A 19,919-nucleotide genomic window follows, 5' to 3' on the forward strand; every position below is an offset into this window, starting at 1 on the left:
CCTCCACATCGGCTACTTCGACCGGCGCGTCGACGCGGTCGTCGCCGAGGAGCCCCTGTTCGACCCGTCCATGTCCCGCCTGCGCGGCTGAGCGAACCCGGAGTTGCCCGATGAGCCCTCGTACCCCCGGCGCTGAGCTTCCGGATCACCCCGACTGGCTGTGGCGGACACCTGAGCCGAAGCGGTCGTACGACGTCGTGATCGTGGGTGGTGGTGGTCATGGTCTGGCCACGGCGCACTATCTGGTGAAGAACCATGGCATCACGAATGTGGCGGTGCTGGAGAAGGGATGGCTGGCGGGCGGGAACATGGCCCGCAACACCACCATCATCCGCTCGAACTACCTGTGGGACGAGAGCGCGGGCATCTACGAGCACGCCCTGAAGCTCTGGGAGGGCCTGGAGGAGGAGCTGGACTATCCGATCCTGTTCTCCCAGCGGGGTGTGCTGAATCTGGCGCACAGTCTTCAGGATGTGCGCGACAGCGTGCGCCGGGTGGAGGCCAACCGCCTCAACGGGGTGGACGCGGAGTGGCTGGACGCCGAGCAGGTCAAGGAAGTCTGCCCGATCGTGAACATCTCGCCGGACGTGCGCTATCCGGTCCTGGGCGCCACCTATCAGCCGCGGGCGGGTATCGCCAAGCACGACTACGTGGCGTGGGGTTTCGCCCGGTCGGCGGATGCGGCGGGTGTGGACATCATCCAGAACTGCGAGGTCACGGGCCTGGACGTGGTCGGCGGCCGGGTGGTCGGCGTCCAGACCACGCTGGGGCCGATCGCGGCCGGCAAGGTGGCCCTGTGCTCGGCCGGCCACACCTCGGTCCTGGCCGCGATGGCGGGGATCGAGCTTCCCGTCCAGAGCCACCCGCTCCAGGCCCTGGTCTCCGAGCTGCTGGAGCCGGTGCATCCGACGGTGGTCATGTCCAACGCGGTGCATGTGTACGTCAGCCAGGCGCACAAGGGTGAGCTGGTGATGGGGGCGGGCATCGACGCCTACAACTCCTACACGCAGCGCGGGGCGTTCCACATCATCGAGGAACAGATGTCGGCGGCGCTGGAGCTGTTCCCGGTCTTCGCGCGGGCTCATGTGCTGCGGACCTGGGGCGGGATCGTGGACGTGAGTCCGGACGCCTCGCCGATCGTGGGCCTGAGCCCGGTGGACGGCCTCTACCTCAACTGCGGGTGGGGTACCGGGGGTTTCAAGGCCACCCCGGGCCTGGGCTGGGTCTACGCCCACACGATCGCCCACGACAGCCCGCACGCGCTGAACGCTCCGTTCTCACTCGACCGTTTCACCACCGGCGCGCTCGTCGACGAGCACGGCGCCGCCGCCGTGGCCCACTAGGACACCACCGGACTCTTTGGGAGCCGATCCATGCTGCTCATCCCCTGCCCGTGGTGCGGGCCCCGTGACGAGGCCGAGTTCCACTACGGTGGCCAGGCTCATGTGCCCTACCCGGAGAACCCGGCGGAGCTGTCCGACCAGGAGTGGGCCCGTTACCTGTTCTTCCGTGACAACCCCAAGGGGCCCTTCGCGGAACGCTGGAGCCACTCGGCGGGCTGCCGCCGCTGGTTCAACGCGGTCCGCGACACCTCCACCAACGAGATCCTGGCCGTGTACCGCTCCGGGGAGGAACGCCCGGAGAGGTTCGAGCCCCGCCCGGTCACCTCCCAGCCGAGCCCCCCTCACTCAGCCGGTCCGGTGTCCGAGGCCGGGGCCGGGGCCCCTTCAGGGCCGATCGGGGACCTGGGGGCGGAGCTTCCGGCAGGCTTCCGGCACCCGACACTCGGCCGCATCGACCGCGGCACCCCGCTCACCTTCACCTTCGACGGCACCGAATACCAGGGCTACCGGGGCGACACCCTCGCCTCCGCCCTGCTCGCCAACGGCGTGATCCAGGCGGCGACGAGCATCAAGCTCGGCCGGCCGAGGGGCATCTTCTCAGCCGGTGTCGAAGAACCCAACGCCGTGATCCAGATCGAGGCCCCGTTCCCGGAGCCGATGCTGCCCGCGACGGCGGTGGAGCTCTACGACGGTCTGGTGGCGAGCAGCCTGCCCGGTCAGGGCCGTCTGGCGACCGAGCCGGATCCGGCCCGCTACGACGCCGTGCACGCCCACTGCGACCTGCTGATCGTGGGCGCCGGTCCGGCGGGCCTGGCGGCCGCGGCCGCGGCGGCCCGCTCCGGCGCCCGGGTCATCCTGGCCGACGACCAGCCGGAGCCGGGCGGCAGCCTCCTCGGCAGCGGCGAGCACCTCGACTGGGTGCGGGAGGTCGGCGCTCTGCTCGAAACCGCCCCGGAGGTCCGCGTACTGCCGCGCACCACGGTGTTCGGCTACTACGACGACAACCACCTCCTCGCCGTGGAGCGCCGCACCAACCACCTGGGCGCGGCGGCCCCGGCGAAGGCCTCGCGTGAGCGGGTGTGGCGGATCCGGGCGCGCCGGGTGGTCCTGGCCACCGGCGCCCACGAGCGTTCCCTCGCCTTCGCGGACAATGACCGCCCCGGTGTGATGCTGGCCGCCTCGGCCCGCACGTACCTGCACCGGCACGGTGTCCTGCCCGGCCGCCGCGCGGTCGTCTTCACCACCAACGACAGCGCGTACCCGGCGGCCCTGGACCTCGCCGCGGTCGGCGTGGAGGTCCCGGTGATCGTCGACACCCGCACGGACGCGGGGGAGTGGGGCCGACGCGCCGAAGCCGCCGGCATCGAGGTGCTGACCGGGCACGCCGTGATCGGCACCGAGGGCGAGGCCCGGCTGAGCGCCGTGACCGTCGCGCCGTTCGGCGAGAGAGAGGGCGGCCGGGAGTTCGCGGCCGATCTGCTGCTGGTCTCGGGTGGCTGGAACCCCGTCGCGCACCTGTTCAGCCAGTCCGGCGGCAAGCTCCGCCACGACGACACCCTCGGCTCCTTCGTCCCCGACACCGGCCGCCAGGCCGTCGAGGTCGCGGGCTCCGCGAGCGGCGTACTCGACCTGCCCACCGTCCTCGCCCAGGGCGCTGCGGCTGCCGGCCGCGCCCTGGAGGCCGAGGGCTACACCCCCGAGAACCCCGCCCTCCCGGACGTGACCGCGTCCCCGTACACCGCGCCGATGCAGGTGTTCACGGTCCCGGGCCGGGAAGGCGCCCCGCGTTTCGTGGACCTCCAGCGCGATGTCACGGTCGAGGACCTGACCCGTGCGACCGGCGCGGGGCTGCGGTCGGTGGAGCACACCAAGCGCTACACCACGGCCGGCACCGCCAACGACCAGGGCAAGACCTCCGGCCTCCTGGCCGGCGGCGTCGTCGCCGAACTCCTCGGCGTGGACATCTCCGCGCTCGGCACCACCACCTTCCGCCCGCCCTACGTCCCGGTCTCCTTCGCGGCGCTCGCCGGACGTGACCGGGGAGCGCTCAGCGACCCCGTCCGCACCACCGCCCTGCACGACTGGCACGTGATGCAGGGTGCGCTGTTCGAGAACGTGGGCCAGTGGAAGCGCCCCTGGTACTACCCGCAGAGCGGCGAGGACATGGAGACCGCCGTACTGCGCGAGTGCGCCGCCGCCCGCGAGGGCGTCGCCTTCATGGACGCCTCCACCCTCGGCAAGATCGACGTCCAGGGCCCGGACGCGGGCGTCTTCCTCGACCTGCTCTACACCAACATGATGAGCACCCTGAAGCCCGGCATGATCCGCTACGGCGTCATGTGCCGCCCGGACGGCATGGTCTTCGACGACGGCACCGTCATCCGACTCACCCCGGACCGCTTCCTGGTCACCACCACCACCGGCAACGCCGCCACCGTCCTGGACTGGATGGAGGAATGGCTCCAGACCGAATGGCCCCACCTCCGGGTCCACTGCACCTCCGTCACCGAACAGTGGGCCACCGTCGCCCTCGTCGGCCCGAAGTCCCGCGAAGTCCTGGGCTCGCTGGCACCGGATCTGGCCGTCGGCAACGACGACTTCCCCTTCATGGCCTGGCGCGACACCACCGTCGCCGGCATCGAGGCCCGCGTCTGCCGGATCAGCTTCTCCGGTGAACTCGCCTACGAGATCAACGTCTCCCCCTGGCACGCCCTCGACCTCTGGGAAGCCGTCCACGAGGCCGGCACCCCGTACGGCATCACCCCCTACGGCACCGAGACCATGCACGTCCTGCGCGCCGAGAAGGGCTACCCCATCATCGGCCAGGACACCGACGGCACCATCACCCCCCAGGACCTCGGCATGGGCTGGGCGGTGTCGAAGAAGAAGCCCGACTTCCTCGGCAAGCGCTCCTTCACCCGCCCCGACACCCTCCGCGCCGACCGCAAGCACCTCGTCGGCCTCCTCCCCGACGACCCCGCCACCTTCCTCCCCGAAGGCACCCACCTGGTCGCCGACAGCGTCCTGCCGCCCCCGCCGGTCCCGATGCTCGGCCACGTCACCTCCAGCTACCGCAGCGCCGCCCTCGGCCGCACCTTCGCCCTCGCCCTGATCAAGGGCGGCCGCGACCGCATCGGCGAACGCCTCTACGCCCCCGTCGGCGACCGGCTCGTCCCGGTCACCGTCACCGGCCCCGTCCTCTTCGACCCCGAGGGAGCCCGCCGCGATGGCTGACCCGACTCTCACGCCCCGCAGCCCCCTGCTGAGCGCCAAGGAACGGCTGGCCGACGCCACCCGCGCCTCCCACGGCCGGGTCCGCCTCGCCGAACTCCCCTTCCTCACCCAGATCGGCCTGCGCCTGGACCCCAAGGGCCCGGCCGCCGGCGCGGTCGGTGTCGCCCTCGGCGTCCCACTGCCCCTCGAACCCGACACCGTCACCCGCGCCCGCGACCTGACCGTGCTCTGGCTCGGCCCGGACGAATGGCTCGTCGTGGGCGAGCCCGGAGCCCGACGCGAGCTGGAGGACCGCATCCGCGCGGCCGCCGGCGACGAACCGGTCTCCGTCACGGACGTGTCCGCCCAGCGCACCACCCTCCTCGTCACGGGCCCGCACGCCCGCGACCTCCTCGCCCACGGCTGCTCCCTCGACCTGCACCCCCGCGGCTTCGGCCCGGGCCGCTGCGCCCAGACCACCCTCGGCCGCACCCAGGTCGTCCTCGTCGCCCGTGACCGACCCGGTGCCGGATTCTGGATCCTCGTCCGCTCCTCGTTCGCCGGCTACCTCACCGACTGGCTCCTGGACGCCGCCGCCGAGTACCTGTGAACACCGCTGGCACTCCGCTCGGCTAGAGTCTCGCCTCGATCTCGGTCGGACGTTCCGGCCGGGGTGGCACGCTGGGGGTACGGCACATGGAGCCCGGAAGAATCGGACTGTCCGGCTACGAGATCCAGGAGGTCCTGGGCCAGGGCGGGTTCGCCACGGTGTACCGGGCCAGGCAACTGGCCGTGGGCCGGGAGGTCGCGCTGAAGGTGGACAGCAGGGTGCTGTCCACCCCGCGCGACCGGCAGCGCTTCCTGCGCGAGGTCACGGCGGCCGGGCAGCTGTCCGGGCATCCGCACGTGGTCCCCGTGTACGACGCCGGGGTGCTGGCCGACGACCGCCCGTACATGGTCCTGGAGTTGTGCCCGGGCGGCTCGCTGGGCGAGCGGCTGCACCGGCAGGGCGCCTTCCCGCCGAAGGAGGCGCGTGACATCGGCGTGGGGCTCGCGGACGCCGTGGCCGCCGCGCACGCCGCCGGGGTGCTGCACCGCGACATCAAACCCGGCAACGTGATGGTCAACCGGTACGGCGGGGTGGCCCTCACCGACTTCGGGCTCGCGGCCATGCCCCGCCCGGGGCGCGAACTGTCCGTGACCCGCGAGGCGCTGACCCCCGCCTACGCCCCGCCCGAGGCCTTCCACCTGGCCGAGCCCGGCCCGGCCGGTGACGTGTACTCCCTGGCCGCCACGCTCTACGCCCTGCTGCGCGGCTTCCCGCCGCACCACCCGGACGACGGGACCCAGCTCAGCCTCGCCGAACTGATCGTGCGTCACACCTGGCCGTACGTCCCGCTGCACGGCATGCCGACCGCGCTCAACGAGGTGCTCCGGCACGCCCTGGCCCCGGATCCGGCCGAGCGGCTGTCCGACGCGGGCGTCTTCCGGGACGCCCTCGCCGCCGTCGACCTCGACACGATCGCCCTGGGCGGGCCCGGCGGCTTCGGACCGGCCCCGACCATGACCACCGTTCCGTACCACCGCGACGCGCCGCCCGTCCGGGACGCGATCCCCGCCTCGACGGTGGCCCCGGGGCGGCCCGGCGGAGGGGGCGGTACGACCGTGGCCACCGCGCCGGGCGGCGGCGAGGGCGGCGGCAGGGGCGGGCGGAACACGCGGCTGATCGCCGCACTGGCGGCCGTCGTCGTCTCCGTGACCGTGTCGGTCACCGTGGTCACCCACCAGTACTTCGGCTCGGACGACGACGGCGGCACCTCCGGGTCGGCGGCGCCCTCCTCCGGTGCCACCGCCCAGGACAAGGGCACGTCCGGGTTCGGTGTGCCCACCACGACCGAGAACTGCCCCGCGACCGGCGTCGACGGCGTGGGCGGCCGGTGTGTCGCGAGCCCGGAGTGCTGGAGCGGCATCGTCGACATCTCCGGCATCATCACGGTCACCCGCGCGGACTGCGCGGCCGAGCATGTGTGGGAGACCTTCGCGATCGCCCCCCTGCCCGAGGACGGCATGACCAACAACGCCCGGGACCTGATCAAGCATCCGGACGTCAAGGCGCTCTGTTCGCAGAAGGTGATGGCCGCGACCATGCTCCCCGAGGGCCGCGCGGTCGCGAAGGAGTGGCAGACCGACATCATCCCGCCCACGGCCTCGGAGTGGGACAAGGGCCTGCGGGTCTTCCGCTGCGTGGCCGCGGCCCGCACGGAGAACGGGCAGAAGACGGGGAGCCAGTTCGCCGTGGCGAACTGACCCCCCTGTCACCTCGCCGGTCTACGGGACGAGCTCCCAGTCCTGGGAGCCGTCCGTCAGCGCGTTCTGGAGCGTCAGCGGCGCCCCGTCGGACGCGCCGGTCAGATACAGGCCCGGGTTCTTGACCGACTGGAGCTTGTAGAGGCCGTCGGTCGTCCTGACGAGGTTCCAGCTGCCGGTGGCGCTGTCGTCGACCCACTGCCCGATCCGCTGCCCGGCGGTCGCGTTGCCCGTCCAGACGGCCGCGGCCCGCCCGCCCGACTTGTTGAGCAGGGTCACGCCCCCCTTGGGCTCGGTCACCACATGCCAGTACTGGGTGTCCGCGTTCGCCGCCGAGCCGGGCTCCTCCAGCCGGACGTCGGGCACGTCCCCGTTGCCGAGGTTCGCGTCGTTGGTCTTGTCGCCGGTGCCGATGACCTGGTCCGTCCTGCGGTTCACCAACTGGTAGTAGGCGCCGTCCGAACGACCGAGGTCGACCTCGGCGTACGCGAGCGTGGAGGTCCCCTGGTTGCGCAGGATCGAGACGCGGCCCGTGCCCTCCACGTACTGGAGATCGCGGCTGTAGCCCGCCCCGAGCGTGGTCTGGTACTCCTTCCACACGCCGTCGCCGCGGCCGCTCTCGTTGACCCATACGTTGCCGCTGCCGGCGGCGTTGTAGACGAGACGGCCGCCGGGGAGCCGGATGACGACCGGGCTGCCGCCCGTCGACAGGGCGTGCGAGCCGGTGTCGACCGGCAGCGCGGTGACGCCCGTGCCGGTGGCGGAGCCGCGGTAGAACTCCAGCGGGTTGTCGGCGATCCGGTAGCGGGTGTCGGCGCCGCCGCCCCAGTACTCGTACGTCATGAGCCACTTGCCGTCCGAGGTCCGGACGACGTTCGCCATGCCGGGCCGGCCGCCGCCGATCTCCGTCCTGCCGCCGCCCAGGCCGTCGGTCAGCCCGGCGATGTCGACGACGGGGCCGCTCCACTGCGCGGCGCGCCCGTCCCAGGTCCGGTGGACGAGGATCTGGCCGTGCGAGTCGGTGGCGGTGTCGTTCGCCGGGTCCAGGGTCGGCACGCCGGTGGTGGCGTCGAAGCCGGTGTAGTCGTTCTCGTCGGAGTAGTAGCAGACCAGCTTGCCCTTGTAGACCATCAGGTACGGCTCCCACAGGGGATCGACCTGCCTGTTCGTGTTCGCGGCGGCGATGTTCTGCCCGACCGCGCCCGCGCTGCCGCCCTGCCAGCCGCCCGTGGCGACGACGTTGACGATCTTCCAGCTCGCGCCGTCGTCGGTGCTGGAGTACAGGGCGATCGCCAGGTCCCTGCGGTCGCCGTCGTTGGACGGTGTCCAGTTCGGGTCGGCCGCCTTGTGCTCCTGGTAGTAGGCGTCGTCGCCCGAGACCACGCTCGCCAGCAGCAGCGTGCCCTGTTTCAGGTCGCCGACGTCCTGCGGAAGGACGTACAGGTACGGGTTGGTCCAGTTGCTCGTGTACTTCGCGTACCTGGGGTCGCCGGAGAGGTGGGCCGGGGCCTTGACCTCGGACAGCGGCTGCCAGGTCGTGCCGTGGTCGTCGCTCTTGTAGACGGGGAGCGTCTGTCCGTCGGCGCTGCCCGACGCGGGCACCACCGTGGACTTCTCGAACGCGGCGACCAGACGGCCGTTCGGCAGCTGCGCCGACTTCGGGTAGATCGCGCAGTTCCCGCGCCCCTTCAGGCACGGTTCGCCGCCGAGCTGGTAGAGGATCCCGCCCGTCGGGTCGTACGCCTGCGCACTGGACAGGGGGATCACCAGCAGCGCCGACACCGCGCCGAGGCCCCCCAGCGCTCTGGCGATTCTTCTTCTCTGCACAGCCCCTCCTCGGGGGACGGAGTCAGGAGTGGTCGTGCGAGCCGGCCACGAGGACGCGTACGTCCCACGGGCCGAGGTCCAGCGCGGTGCCCGCCGGGACGGACCCGCCGTCCAGGGCGTCGGTCAGGTCCACCGGAGCCGTCGCGCTCGCGGGCTCCCAGCTCCAGTTGTGGACGATGTGGACCCGGCGTCCGTCCGGGGAGGTGCCGGTCGTCGCCGTCACGGATGTCGGCAGGTCCCGCCAGCCGCTCCGCGCCCGCGGCGCCAGCCACTCGGCGAGCGCGCGGGCCAGCTCGCGACCGGGGACCGTGCCCACGACGGTGACCCGGCCCGCGCCGTGCGGGCGGGTGGTGACCGCGGGCCAGCGGCCGAAGTGCGGGTGGACGTACTCCACGAGCGCGTCGGCGTCGACGACCGTCAGCGCGTCGGCCCAGCGGGTCGCCGTCGCGGACTCCGGCAGCGGCAGCGGACCCCCGGGCACCGCACGCACCGGCACCGGCCGGGCCAGGTTGCTGAACTCGTCGTAGTGCAGCCCCGACGCCTCGACGAGCCGGGGCGGCGCCTGCTCGTGACGGGCCCGGGCCTCGTGGTCGGCGTACGCGGTGCGCGGGCCCAGCACCAGATGACCGCCCGCCTCCGCGTACGCCGCGAGCCAGTCGACCGTCGCGTCGTCGACCACGTACAGCGCCGGCACGACGAGGACCGGGTGGCGGTCCACCGCCTCCTCGGGGGTGGGGCCGGGCCGTTCGCCGCGCGGGTCGTGCAACTGCCGGGCGTGGACCATCCGCACCTGCCGTCCGGCGTCGAAGGCGCCCCGGTAGAAGGGGTCCAGGATGCGGTGGTAGGAGGCCGGGTCCGGCGAGCCGTCCGGCTTCGACAGCGCCGGGTGCTGCTGCATGAGCCACTTGCTGGGCAGCGAGTACACGATCGTGACGTCGGCGTCCGGTTCCAGGCCGGCGACCAGCGGGCCCGCCGTCTCGAACTCCGCGCCCAGCCGGGCGATCTCGGCGTACGTCCGCCCCGGACGGCCGCTGTGCGGGAGGACACCGCCCCAGTACGTCTCGGCCCCGAAGCGCAGGGTCTGCCACTGCCAGTACTCGATCATCCGGGCCCCGCGCGCCACCTGGGCCCAGGCGGCCTGCCGCCACTGGCCGTCGAAGGCCGGGCGGTTGTCCCAGGCCATGCCGATGGAGTTGGCGTTGGTCTCGGTGACCAGGAACGGCGCCTGCCGGGAGGCGAACATCCAGTCCGCGGTCTGGTACATCGACCACACCCCGGTGGTCTTCCAGAGCTGCTCGTGGTCCTCGGGGGTGGGGTCCGGGAGCAGCAGGCCGTCCTGCATGTCGTAGTACGGGTTGCCCGCCGCGATGTCGAGGGCGTCCGTCATCTCGTCGTCCTCCACCCCCTGGCGGGTGTACGAGATGCAGGTGGTGACGAAGTGTTCCGGCCCGGCGTACTCGCGCACGATGCCTGCCTGCCAGGTGATGAACTCGGTGACCTGCCGGGCCTGGAACTCCCGCCACGCCAGGTCGTACTGGGGCTGCGTGTTGCCGTCCGGCGTCCACAGGTCGGCCCAGGTGGACAGCCGGTGCGACCAGTAGACCAGGCCCCATTCGCGGTTCAGGGTCTCCACGTCGCCGTACGTGACGCGCAGATGGTCGACGAACCGCTGGAAGACGCCCCGGTTGTGCAGCAGATGCAGTCCGGGCTCGTTGTCGACCTGGAAGCCGATGACCGCCGGATGGCCGGCGTACCGGGCGACGATCTTCCGGATCACCCGCTCGGCGTGGAACCGGAAGGCCGGGTGGGTGATGTCCACCTCCTGGCGGGCGCCCCAGCCGAGGCGCCGGCCGGTGGCGTCCTCGCCGGTGATCTCGGGGTACAGCCGGGCCAGCCACGGCGGCACGGCGTAGGTCGGGGTGCCGAGGACGACGGAGATACCGCGCTCGTGGGCGCCGTCGAGGACGGGCTGGAGCCAGTCCAGGTCGAAGCGGCCGTTCTCCGGCTCCCAGGTCGACCAGACGGACTCGCCGACCCGGATGACGGTGAAACGTGCCTCGGCCATCAGATCGAGGTCGGTCTTGAGCTGCTCGTCCGAGGGCACCTCGGGGGCGTACCCGGGGTGGTACTCGTGGTAGTAGGCGGCACCGAACAGGACGCGGGCGGGCAGTTCCGCCATGAACAGACCTCCGGAGGAGAGAAGGGGGTTATCGCTCGACGCCGCTCACTGCTTGACGCCGCCCGCGGCCAGACCGCTCTGCCAGTAACGCTGGAGCATCAGGAAGGCCACGACGAGGGGGACGATCGAGAGCAGGGAGCCGGTCACGACCAGCGCGAGCATGTCACTGCTGGAGCCGGCACCGCCGTTCTGCGCCTGCGCGGCCCAGGACGACAGACCGACGGTGACCGGATACAGATCCGGGTCGTTGAGCATGATCAGCGGCAGGAAGTAGTTGTTCCAGGTCGCCACCAGCGTGAACAGCAGCACGGTCACCAGACCGGGGCCCAGCAGCCGCAGCGCGATCCGGAGGAAGATCCGCACCTCGCCCGCGCCGTCGATCCGGGCGGCCTCCAGAAGACTGTCGGGTACCGCGTCCTCGGCGTAGATCCGCATCAGGTACAGCCCGAACGGGTTCACCAGCGACGGCAGGATGACCGCCCAGGGCGTGTTGACCAGGCCCGCCTTCGCGAACAGCAGATAGGTCGGGATCGCGAGGGCCGTGGTCGGGACCATGACCGCGCCGAGGACGAGGTTGAAGGCGACCCGGTCGCCGCGGAAGCGGAACTTCGCGAACCCGTATCCGCCGGCGGCGGCCAGCAGCGCCGCCCCGACCGCGCTGACGACGGCGTACACCACCGTGTTCAGCAGCCAGTGCAGGAACACGCCGTCGTCCTGGGCGAAGGTCGCCCGGATGTTCGCCAGCAGCTGCGGGGCGTGCGAGAACCACAGGCCGAAGCTGTTGAACAGGTCCTGGGTGCTCTTGGTGGAGGCGATGAGCAGCCAGAACAGCGGGAGGAGGAAGTAGGCCAGGGCGGCCAGCATGGCGATCGTCAGGGGGGTGCTGCGGTGAGTGCGGCGCGCCCTCGTACGGGTGGCGCGCGCCGGGCGCGCGGCCTTCGGCGCGACCGTCGCCGGGGGAGAGGTGGTCGTCATGGGGTCCTCCTGCGGTTCGCGGTGAGCAGGACGCCGTAGGAGGCGACCACGATGACGAGGCCCAGGAGGAAGGAGACCGTCGCCGCGTAGTTGACCTGCTGGCCGGTGAACGCGAGGGAGTAGGCGTACAGATTGGCGGTGTAGGAGCTGCTGATCACGTCCGGGGCGATCTTCATCAGCAGGTTGGGCTCGTTGAACAGCTGGAAGCTGCCGATGACCGAGAACAGCAGGGTGAGCAGCAGGGCGGGCCTGAGGGCCGGCAGCTTGACCGACCAGGCGATGCGCCAGGCGCCCGCCCCGTCCATCGCGGCCGCCTCGTACAGCTCCTGCGGGATGGTCCGCAGGGCGGCGTACAGGATGATCATGTTGTAGCCGACGAACTCCCAGGTCACGATGTTCGCCAGACTGCCGAGCATCCAGCCGCTGCTGAGGAAGTCCGGGGCGGGGAGACCGAGTTTCCGGCTGAGCTGGGCGAACGGGCCGAAGTCCGGCCCGTACAGATAGCCCCACATGAGCGCGGCCACCACGCTCGGCACCGCGTACGGCACGAAGATTCCCAGCCGGATCACCCGGGCGAGCCGCAGCAGACCGCTGTCCAGCGCGAGCGCGAACACCAGCGCCAGCAGCAGCATCACCGGGACCTGGATCACGAAGAACAGCGCGACCCGGCCGACGCCGTGCAGGAGCTGGGGGTCGCCCAGCGCCTGCACGTAGTTGTCGAGCCCGACGAACACCGTTCCGCCGATCAGCCGCTCCTGGAACAGACTGAGGTAGGCGGCGTAGCCGAGCGGGGCGAGGAAGAGCAGCAGGAACAGCGTCAGGAACGGCGCGACGAACAGGGGGCCGGCCGAGCGGTGACGGCGTGCGGCAGCCATGTCAGCTCCCCTTGACGGTGAAGCCCTGGCCCTTGGCGTACGTGGTGAGCCGGGACTCCCAGGTGCCGAGGGCCGCGACCGTGTCGGACTTGTCGGCGAGCGACTTGCCGACGGTCTCCGTCCAGTCGGTGGCCGCCTGGTCGAGGAACGGCGGCCACTGGAAGGAGGCGTTGACGGTGGAGCTGATGTCGGCGAAGACCTGGTTGACCTTCTGGCCGCCGTAGAAGGCGGGCGCGTCGCCGGTGAACTCGGCGTCCGTCAGCAGGGCCTTGGTCGCGGGGAAGAAGAACTGCTCGGTGGCGAACATCCGGGCGCTGGCCGGGTCGCTGTTGAGGAACTGCGCGAACATCGCCGCGGCGATGGGGTTCTTGGTGGAGCGGATGACCGCGGTGGTCGAACCGCCCCAGTTGCCCGAGCTGGGCTTGGCGGCGTCCCACTGCGGCAGCGGGGCGGCCCGCCACTTGCCGGCGGTCGCCTTGGCGGAGCCGGAGAGGAACACCGGGCCCCAGGCCGCGGTCAGCCAGGTGGCGTACTTGCCCTTGTTGAGGGCCGCGTACCAGGAGTCGGTGAAGTCCGGCTCGACCCCGATGACGCCTTCCTTCGCCAGCCCGCCCCAGTACGCGCCGAGCTTCTTCGACACCGCGTCGTCGACGCTGATGGTGATGTCGCTCTTGCCGGAGGTGACGTACGGCTTGGCACCCGCCTGCCAGAGCAGTCCGTGCCAGGCGGCGACCTGGTTGGCCGCGAGGTTGGTGAGGTAGACGTCCGGGTCGGCCCTGTGCAGCTTGCGGGCCGCCTCGGCGAACTCGTCCCAGGTGCCCGGTACGTCGATGCCGTGCTTGTCGAAGATGTCCTGCCGGTACAGCATGCCCATCGGGCCGGTGTCCTGCGGGATCGCCCACACCTCGCCGTCGCTGCCGCTGACCTGGCTCCAGGTCCAGTCCACGAACGTGGACTTCAGGGCGGAGGCGCCGTACGGCCGCAGGTCCAGCAGGCTGCCGGTGATGGTGAAGGTGGGGATCGCCTGGAACTCGATCTGCACCATGTCCGGGGCGCCGCTGCCGGCCTTCAGGGCCGTGCGCAGCTTGGTGTACTGCGGGGTGCCCTGACCGGCGTTGACGACCTTGACCTTGATCGCCGGGTACTTCTTCTCGAAGAGGGCGACCTCCTTGGCGATGTTCGGGACCCACGTCCAGAACGTCAGCTCGGTCGGCGTCTTCATCGCCTTGTCGATGTCGGCCTGGCTGACCGGCTTCGAGGAGGCGGAGGAACCACCGGAGCCGCTGCCGCCGCAGGCGGTCAGGGCGGCGCCGAGCGACAGGGCTCCGGTGGTGGCGAGGAAGAGTCGGCGGCTCATCGGGGCGGAGCCGGAGAAGGGCAGGGGGGTGTTTCTGGGCATGGTGGACTCCCGCCGAGGCGAAGAAGGGGGCACGCGGGGCAAGGGCGTGCGGGGGTGAGGGAGAAGAGTCAGGAAGGAGAGAGCGACGCGCCGACCGGGCGGGTACGCCGACAGGGTCGGGGACGCCGACGGGGTGGAGGGTGGGGCGCGGGCCCGCTGCGTTCAGGGGCGGCCCATGGGGCGCGCGGGCGACGAGGTGAAGGGGGAGGGCACGGGGTGACGGGTACGGCGGCTCGACCGTCGGTCACGCGCGGTGCCGTGGGCTCAGGGGCCGGTGGGCCGGTCAGGGACGACTGGACGGACCTCCGTTCCTCGGGCGGGGTGCCGGGGTGCCTCCGTCGGGACGGGAGGCGGTGCGCCGCGCGCGGGCCGGGGTCGTCCGGTCGGCGGGGGGCGCGGTCGAGGCGCGTACGACGAGGTCGACCGGTGGGTCGCTCGGCGGCAGGGGGTCGGCGTCGGGGTTCTCGATGGCGTGCACGAGACGCTTGAGCCCCTCCTGGGCCACGGTGTCGAAGGGCTGGCGCACCGTGGTCAGCGGGGGAGTGATGTAGGCGGCGACCGGGATGTCGTCGAAGCCGACGACGCTCACGTCCTGCGGCACCCGCAGGCCGGCCTCCGTCAGCGCGCGGATCAGCCCGATCGCCATGTCGTCGTTGGCGGCGAACACGGCGGTGGGAGCGCCGTCCGCGGCGAGTTCGAGCCCCGCCCGGTAACCGGAGGCGGCCGACCAGTCGCCCTCGACGACCGGCGGCAGCTCTCTGCCGTGCGCGGTCAGCGTGGCCCGCCATCCCTCCAGCCGGTCCCGGGCGGCGTACCACCGCTGCGGACCGGCGAGGTGATGGACCGTCGGGTGCCCCAGGTTCAGCAGGTGCTCGGTCGCCGTACGGGCCATGACGTCGGCGCCGTCGCCGGCCGTCAGCACCGTGGGCGCGGTGAGTCCGGGGGGTGCGCCGAGGACCAGGACCGGCACGTCGACCCGCAGGGCCGTCTCTCCTTCGGGCCCGGTCTCGTCGATCGGCTCGGAGATGACGATGCCGTCCACGCCCTGGTCGAGCAGTGAGTCCACGGCCCCGGCCACCCCGGAGGGATCGCCCTCCATGGTGTTGACGACCCGGAGCGCGTAGCCCGTGTCCCGGACGACCCGCTCGACGCCCATCAGGAGCGAGGCGGGGCCGTACAGGGCCGTGCCGAGGGTCACCACGCCGATGGAGCGGCTCCGGCCGGAGGCCAGCGCCCGGGCGGCGTTGTTGCGCCGGTAGCCGAGCTGCTCGACCGCTTCCAGGACCCGTCGGCGGACGTCCGCCGAGACGTACGGCTCGTCGTTGAAGACCCGCGACACCGTCTTCTGCGAGACCCCGGCCAGCCGGGCGACGTCCACGCTGCGCGGTGCCGCGGAACTCGTGCCCCGCCCTGTCGCTCGCGTCATGGTGTCTCCCGGTGTGGCCGAACGGTCGTACGCGTGCACTGATGATGTCAGACGTCACGCGGCGAAGCGTGCCTGACTGCGTAGTCATGTCTGCGCTGTCATGTCTACGCAGTCATAAGCGGGGCGTCAAGGGGTCGGACCGTAACGGAGTGGGGGACGGGTTGCCTGCCTGAATACACCCTTCCGGCCGTACTATCGACACACCCGGCCTCGCGTCGCACGCCTAAGGGGCTTTTACGGTCCAAGTGTCGACAGATTGCGCCACGCTGCACCGCCTCTACCGGGGCGAGGGCCGCGACCCGTCCGGCCGCTACCCGACGGTCGGCTTCCGCGTCGCGGCGACGGCCGGGACGGGGTGACGGCTCCGGCATGAAAGCGGCCCGGCCCGGCGGGGCCGGGCGCTGCCGGGGGCGACCGGGGGTGCCCCTCCCCGCACACCCGCTGGGGTCCCGGCCCCGACGCCAACGGCGTCAGCCCCCGCCACGCACGAGCCGCTCCGGCCGGACGGCGCCGCCGGTCAGCCGGCCTGCGACGGCGGCTGCTTCATGGCGTCGACGACGGCCCGCTTCAGGATGGCGCTGGTGTAGATCAGCGTGCCGGGCGTGAGCAGTCCGTCGTCCCCCTCGCCCTTCTTCACCTGGACGGTGCGCTCGCCGAGGAAGACATGGGTCCTCCTGTCGAAGATCCACTCCTCGCGCTGTCCGCTGGTCTCGTCGAGCCGGGCCACCGCCACCCCGCGCCGGCCCACGGCGTCCAGCGCGTCCTCGACCACCACGACACCGGGGATCTTCGCGGCGGCCTTGAAGAGTGCCGAGTAGAGCGCCGCCGGGGGATGGCTCTCGCCGAGCAGGTCCCCGATGGTGGTGAACGCCTCCTGGTCAGGGGTGTTGCCGGATCGGCTTCGCCGCGCGGGCCGCGCTGGTCGCCGAGGTGCGCGGGCGGTTCCACGCGTTCGAGGGCAGCGCGCACTTGGACGGCGACACCCCGTCGAAGTCCTGCGGCAGACCGGCGGCGCCACCTTCCAGGTCGCCGCTGACCTCGGTCTGCACGGTGTGACCAGGCCGGTCACCGTGGACTTCGAACGGACCGGCACGGCGAACGACCCGCGGGGCGCCCTCCGGGTCGACTTCACGGGGAGGGCGACCACCAACCGCAAGGACTGGACCGTGAACGGGGCCGACGGCCTCGTCGGCGAGAGGGTGACCCGGTACTTCGACGTCGCGGCGATCCGCAGGCCCTGACCGCGACGGCCGGGGCCCGGCGGGCGTCGCTCACTGCCCCGGAGCGAGGATGTACGTGTTGAGGGTGCCGACCGTGCTGAGCGGGGTGGGGGAGCCCAGGTCGTAGCGGTCCACGGCGAGGTAGGTGGGCTTCTTGCGCGCGGCGGGAGTGCAGAAGTTCTGCGCGCGGTTGAGGAGCTTGCCGTTGTCCGTCGAGGCGGTGCCGCTGATCGTGTAGTCCCGGAAGTGGTTCATCACGAACAGCGGGTGGAAGGCGGCCGAGTCCACGGTCAGCGGGCGGCCGGTGCCCCAGCGGCTGTAGCAGGACCAGTCGGAGTCGCCGAGCCCGCCGCCCATGGACCAGTAGTTCTCGACGGTCCACTCCCGCTGGTACATCACACCGAAGGTGTCACGGGTGGCCCAGCCGTTCGCGGTGTCGCTCGCCCGGGTCCGGTCGCTGAAGATCAGCAGCTGCTTGCCGCGCGCCGAGAGGTCCGCCATGGTCGGCCAGCCCTTGGTCGCCACACCCTCCTGGTCGGGCCGGTACAGCACGTCGGACAGCCCGCTCACGGAGGCCAGCGAGGCCTTCAGCACATCGGAGGAGGCGTAGTCCTCCAGGAACACGGTGACGAACTGACCCGGGTTGGCCTTGAGGAAGTCGACCATGCGCTTCAGGTCGGTGGCGAGCGGGACGGGACTGCTCACACCGTCACAGCTGTTGTGGCAGAGCACGGCCTGCCCGGAGACGGTGTAGTCGTCCAGCATGAAGCCGCGCACGCCGTCGGCGAGCTGGCGGCTGATGCCGTAGTTCTGGTTGGGGAACAGATTCACCGGGAACGAGGCGAAGTTGCCGTCGACACCGTTGGCGAAGGCGTTGTGCGAGGTCAGGAAGGTGACCTGGTCCAGGGTGCGGGTGTCGGCGGAGGGCATCGAGGCGGTCGCGTACGACACCGGGGTGAGGTACCAGCGGGCCGGATCACCGGCCGGGCCGAGCGCTACGGCACTGGAGTCGGAGGACGATCCGGTGAGGTACTGCGAGGTGCCGGGGGCGCTCACGGTGTACGTGCTGTCCGCGCCGGCGGTGATCGTCCACACGGTGCCCGCCGCCCCGCACGAGGCGGTCACCGCGGAGGTGCCGCTGCGGCTGAGACAGGTCCCGGACTCGTCGGAGTTCCGCAACTGGTAGCCGCCGTCGACCGCGACCGGGGTCCACTGCTGATGGTCCTCGTTCCCCTTGGGGTTGTGCGCGGCGACCGTGCCACCGCTGTCGGCGACGTTCAGGCCGGTGGCGTAGTTCTGCAGATAGACCGAGGAGACGGGGACGGCCGCCGCGGCCTGCCCGGCGGGGGACAGGACCGGCAGGGCCAGGGCGAGCGCGGCGGAGCCGCAGAGAAAGCGCAGGGGGCGCAGACGCACAGGAGTTTCCTTTCCACTCCAGCACTCCATGTGATGGCAGAGGCATGACATACCGCCACCGCCGTCCCGCGCCAGGCTTCTCACCTGAACTCACAGTAAGGATTGGATATCTGACGCATAGTCACCGCTTGCTTGCCCCCATGCGTCCCACTCGGCCCGGCTACCGACAGATTCGCCCCATGACTTCGGTGCTTGTCGTCGGCTACGACCCGCGGGCGATCCCCGGCGCCGACGGGAAGGCCTCGCTCGGCTCTCGAAGCCGAGTTGACCCGGTCTGGACCGGTAGACCGTCTTGTGTGACGCGAGTGCAACTGACGGATGAGGAGTGGGAGTTCATCGGCCGTACCTGCCGGTCGGCGAGTACGGCCCGTACCCCGAGCGGCTGTGGCAGCAGTTCGAGGGTGTGATCTGGCGATTCAAGACGGGTGGGCGGTGGCGGGAGATGCCGAAGGAGGTCGGTGCCTGGTCGACCGTCCACAACCGCTTTCGGCAGTGGCGTGACGCCGGCGTCTTCGAGGCCTTGATGGAGGGCCTGATCGCGGAAGCCGCGAGGCGGGGTGAGGTGGACCTGTCCCTGGTCGGCATCGACTCCACCACCGCGCGCGCTCACCACGACGCAGCCGGGGTGCACCTGGGCGAGGACGTCCTCACCGGCCTGGAGAAGGCTGCCGCCGAAGCGGAAAAGGCCAGGTCAAAAGGGGCAGCCTCGAAGAACAAGACGGACAGGGCACCGCGACCGATCCCAAGCGGGAAGAGCGGCGACGCATCCGGCGTCGGCGGAAACTCCGGCTGAAGGCCGCCCTGCTCGGCCGGTCGAGGGGCGGGCAGACCGGCAAGGTCCACCTGGCCGCGGACCGCACGGCCCGCTGGCGTTTGTCCTGACCCCGGGACAGGCCGCAGACAGCCCGCAGTTCATCCCCGTACTCAAGAAGATACGGGTCCGCGGGCCTGTCGGCCGCCCCCGCACCCGGCCGGACGCGGTCGCCGGGGACAAGGCCTACTCGTCCCGCGGTAACCGGTCCCACCTGCGGAAACGCCGCATCAAGGCAGTCATCCCGGAGAAGGAGGACCAGGCCGCCAACCGGAAGAAGAAGGGCTCCAGAGGCGGCCGGCCCGTCGGCCACGACGCAGACCTCTACAAGGAGCGGAACACCGTCGAGCGACTGATCAACAAGCTGAAAGCATGGCGAGGCATCGCCACTCGCGACGACAAGACCGCTGCCAGCTACCTCGCCGACCTCCACCTTCGAGCCTCAATGATCTGGATCAAGGACCTCACTCGAACCACTCCTTGATCACGACTCAATACGCTCCCAGTCCCGGACGGCCGCGGCGGCGACGCCGGAGGCCCTCAACTTGCGGGCGAGGCTCTCCACCTCGGGCAGAGTCCCCGCATGTACGCCGCTCAACACACGCTCCGCCACGACCTTGGCGTCCGCCAGGTCAACCCCGAACTCGGCCCGCGCCACGCGCAGGACGGCGATCGTCGTCACCGACCCGCACCCCACCCGCAACCGTGCGGGTCCGTGTTCGGCGAGGATCTGATCCCGCCGCTCATCCGGAATCCGGCCCCCGCACACCGCCACCGCGAAGACGCAGCCGGAGCACGACGACTCGACGTCCCACCGCAGCTGCCCACCGGTCAGCGCCTGCGTACCCCGGCACGCCAGCTCCGCGCCGCAGTCCGGGCAGATGTCGCAGTACTTGACGGACTGTGCCACCGGTTGGTCCATCCCGCC

15 protein-coding genes and 1 pseudogene are annotated in these 19,919 nt (G+C 71.4%); 6 read left to right on the forward strand and 10 right to left on the reverse strand.

Features of this window, described 5'->3' with window-relative positions; genetic code table 11:
* Window positions 1–110: 110 nt before the first annotated feature.
* From AQJ64_RS15245 to AQJ64_RS15260, 4 genes are all read left to right on the forward strand, one after another.
* Window positions 111–1,343 carry a sarcosine oxidase subunit beta family protein gene (locus AQJ64_RS15245; protein WP_055633996.1) on the forward strand — a complete coding sequence of 411 codons (1,233 nt, stop codon included), beginning with the start codon at window positions 111–113 and terminating at the stop codon, window positions 1,341–1,343.
* Window positions 1,344–1,373: 30 nt separating this feature from the next.
* Window positions 1,374–4,577 carry a sarcosine oxidase subunit delta family protein gene (locus tag AQJ64_RS15250; protein WP_055633995.1) on the forward strand — a complete coding sequence of 1,068 codons (3,204 nt, stop codon included), beginning with the start codon at window positions 1,374–1,376 and terminating at the stop codon, window positions 4,575–4,577.
* A complete protein-coding gene (locus tag AQJ64_RS15255) occupies window positions 4,570–5,166 on the forward strand; it encodes a sarcosine oxidase subunit gamma (protein ID WP_055633994.1) in 597 nt (198 codons plus the stop codon). Before AQJ64_RS15250 ends, AQJ64_RS15255 begins: the two co-directional genes overlap by 8 nt.
* Window positions 5,167–5,252: 86 nt before the next feature.
* The gene (locus tag AQJ64_RS15260) at window positions 5,253–6,863 is read left to right on the forward strand and encodes a serine/threonine-protein kinase (RefSeq protein WP_055633993.1); all 1,611 of its coding nucleotides are present in this window, start codon (window positions 5,253–5,255) and stop codon (window positions 6,861–6,863) included.
* 21 nt (window positions 6,864–6,884) lie between these two features.
* On the opposite strand, the gene AQJ64_RS15265 is transcribed toward AQJ64_RS15260, so the two are convergent.
* The 8 genes from AQJ64_RS15265 to AQJ64_RS52255 all read right to left on the reverse strand — a co-directional run bounded on the left by AQJ64_RS15265 (window position 6,885) and on the right by AQJ64_RS52255 (window position 16,593).
* A complete protein-coding gene (locus AQJ64_RS15265) occupies window positions 6,885–8,690 on the reverse strand; it encodes an RICIN domain-containing protein (RefSeq protein ID WP_055633992.1) in 1,806 nt (601 codons plus the stop codon).
* A 22-nt stretch (window positions 8,691–8,712) separates the two neighbouring features.
* Complete coding sequence (locus AQJ64_RS15270; protein WP_055633991.1) at window positions 8,713–10,869, reverse strand: beta-galactosidase; 2,157 nt, start codon at window positions 10,867–10,869, stop codon at window positions 8,713–8,715.
* 45 nt (window positions 10,870–10,914) lie between these two features.
* Window positions 10,915–11,844, reverse strand: coding sequence for a carbohydrate ABC transporter permease (locus tag AQJ64_RS15275; protein ID WP_055633990.1), 930 nt, complete (start codon window positions 11,842–11,844; stop codon window positions 10,915–10,917).
* Window positions 11,841–12,719 carry a carbohydrate ABC transporter permease gene (locus AQJ64_RS15280; RefSeq protein WP_055633989.1) on the reverse strand — a complete coding sequence of 293 codons (879 nt, stop codon included), beginning with the start codon at window positions 12,717–12,719 and terminating at the stop codon, window positions 11,841–11,843. The genes AQJ64_RS15275 and AQJ64_RS15280 overlap by 4 nt, the downstream gene beginning before the upstream one ends.
* A gap of 1 nt (window position 12,720) precedes the next feature.
* The gene (locus AQJ64_RS15285; protein WP_055633988.1) at window positions 12,721–14,118 is read right to left on the reverse strand and encodes an ABC transporter substrate-binding protein; all 1,398 of its coding nucleotides are present in this window, start codon (window positions 14,116–14,118) and stop codon (window positions 12,721–12,723) included.
* A 283-nt stretch (window positions 14,119–14,401) separates the two neighbouring features.
* Entirely contained in the window at window positions 14,402–15,544 is a 1,143-nt protein-coding gene (locus tag AQJ64_RS15290; protein WP_079061678.1) for a LacI family DNA-binding transcriptional regulator, read from the reverse strand.
* A 517-nt stretch (window positions 15,545–16,061) separates the two neighbouring features.
* The gene (locus AQJ64_RS15295) at window positions 16,062–16,319 is read right to left on the reverse strand and encodes a hypothetical protein (protein WP_055637168.1); all 258 of its coding nucleotides are present in this window, start codon (window positions 16,317–16,319) and stop codon (window positions 16,062–16,064) included.
* A gap of 103 nt (window positions 16,320–16,422) precedes the next feature.
* Window positions 16,423–16,593, reverse strand: coding sequence for a hypothetical protein (locus AQJ64_RS52255; RefSeq protein ID WP_397806273.1), 171 nt, complete (start codon window positions 16,591–16,593; stop codon window positions 16,423–16,425).
* Between AQJ64_RS52255 and AQJ64_RS52260 the strand changes: the two genes are divergently transcribed.
* A complete protein-coding gene (locus AQJ64_RS52260) occupies window positions 16,588–16,785 on the forward strand; it encodes a YceI family protein (RefSeq protein ID WP_420876570.1) in 198 nt (65 codons plus the stop codon). The two genes, AQJ64_RS52255 and AQJ64_RS52260, sit on opposite strands and share 6 nt — an antisense overlap.
* A 30-nt stretch (window positions 16,786–16,815) precedes the next feature.
* On the opposite strand, the gene AQJ64_RS15305 is transcribed toward AQJ64_RS52260, so the two are convergent.
* Window positions 16,816–18,180, reverse strand: coding sequence for a phosphoinositide-specific phospholipase C-related protein (locus tag AQJ64_RS15305; protein ID WP_478078906.1), 1,365 nt, complete (start codon window positions 18,178–18,180; stop codon window positions 16,816–16,818).
* A gap of 296 nt (window positions 18,181–18,476) precedes the next feature.
* Between AQJ64_RS15305 and AQJ64_RS45710 the strand changes: the two are divergent.
* Window positions 18,477–19,475, forward strand: a pseudogene (locus AQJ64_RS45710) (IS5 family transposase).
* Here AQJ64_RS45710 and AQJ64_RS15315 read toward each other — a convergent pair.
* Window positions 19,476–19,901 (reverse strand): hypothetical protein, encoded by a 426-nt coding sequence (locus AQJ64_RS15315; protein WP_240512857.1) that lies wholly within the window; start codon window positions 19,899–19,901, stop codon window positions 19,476–19,478.
* Between the last annotated feature and the right edge of the window lie 18 nt (window positions 19,902–19,919).

It is taken from the genome of Streptomyces griseoruber (genome assembly GCF_001514205.1).
Taxonomy (GTDB): domain Bacteria; phylum Actinomycetota; class Actinomycetes; order Streptomycetales; family Streptomycetaceae; genus Streptomyces; species Streptomyces griseoruber.

Excerpts from the sequence above, each read along its gene's own strand:
- AQJ64_RS15245 (WP_055633996.1), top strand. The coding sequence starts at position 111 with ATGAGCCCTCGTACCCCCGGCGCTGAGCTTCCGGATCACCCCGACTGG.
- AQJ64_RS15250 (WP_055633995.1), top strand. The coding sequence starts at position 1,374 with ATGCTGCTCATCCCCTGCCCGTGGTGCGGGCCCCGTGACGAGGCCGAG.
- AQJ64_RS15255 (WP_055633994.1), top strand. The coding sequence starts at position 4,570 with ATGGCTGACCCGACTCTCACGCCCCGCAGCCCCCTGCTGAGCGCCAAG.
- AQJ64_RS15260 (WP_055633993.1), top strand. The coding sequence starts at position 5,253 with ATGGAGCCCGGAAGAATCGGACTGTCCGGCTACGAGATCCAGGAGGTC.
- AQJ64_RS15270 (WP_055633991.1), bottom strand. The coding sequence starts at position 10,869 with ATGGCGGAACTGCCCGCCCGCGTCCTGTTCGGTGCCGCCTACTACCAC.
- AQJ64_RS15275 (WP_055633990.1), bottom strand. The coding sequence starts at position 11,844 with ATGACGACCACCTCTCCCCCGGCGACGGTCGCGCCGAAGGCCGCGCGC.
- AQJ64_RS15280 (WP_055633989.1), bottom strand. The coding sequence starts at position 12,719 with ATGGCTGCCGCACGCCGTCACCGCTCGGCCGGCCCCCTGTTCGTCGCG.
- AQJ64_RS15285 (WP_055633988.1), bottom strand. The coding sequence starts at position 14,118 with ATGCCCAGAAACACCCCCCTGCCCTTCTCCGGCTCCGCCCCGATGAGC.
- AQJ64_RS15290 (WP_079061678.1), bottom strand. The coding sequence starts at position 15,544 with ATGACGCGAGCGACAGGGCGGGGCACGAGTTCCGCGGCACCGCGCAGC.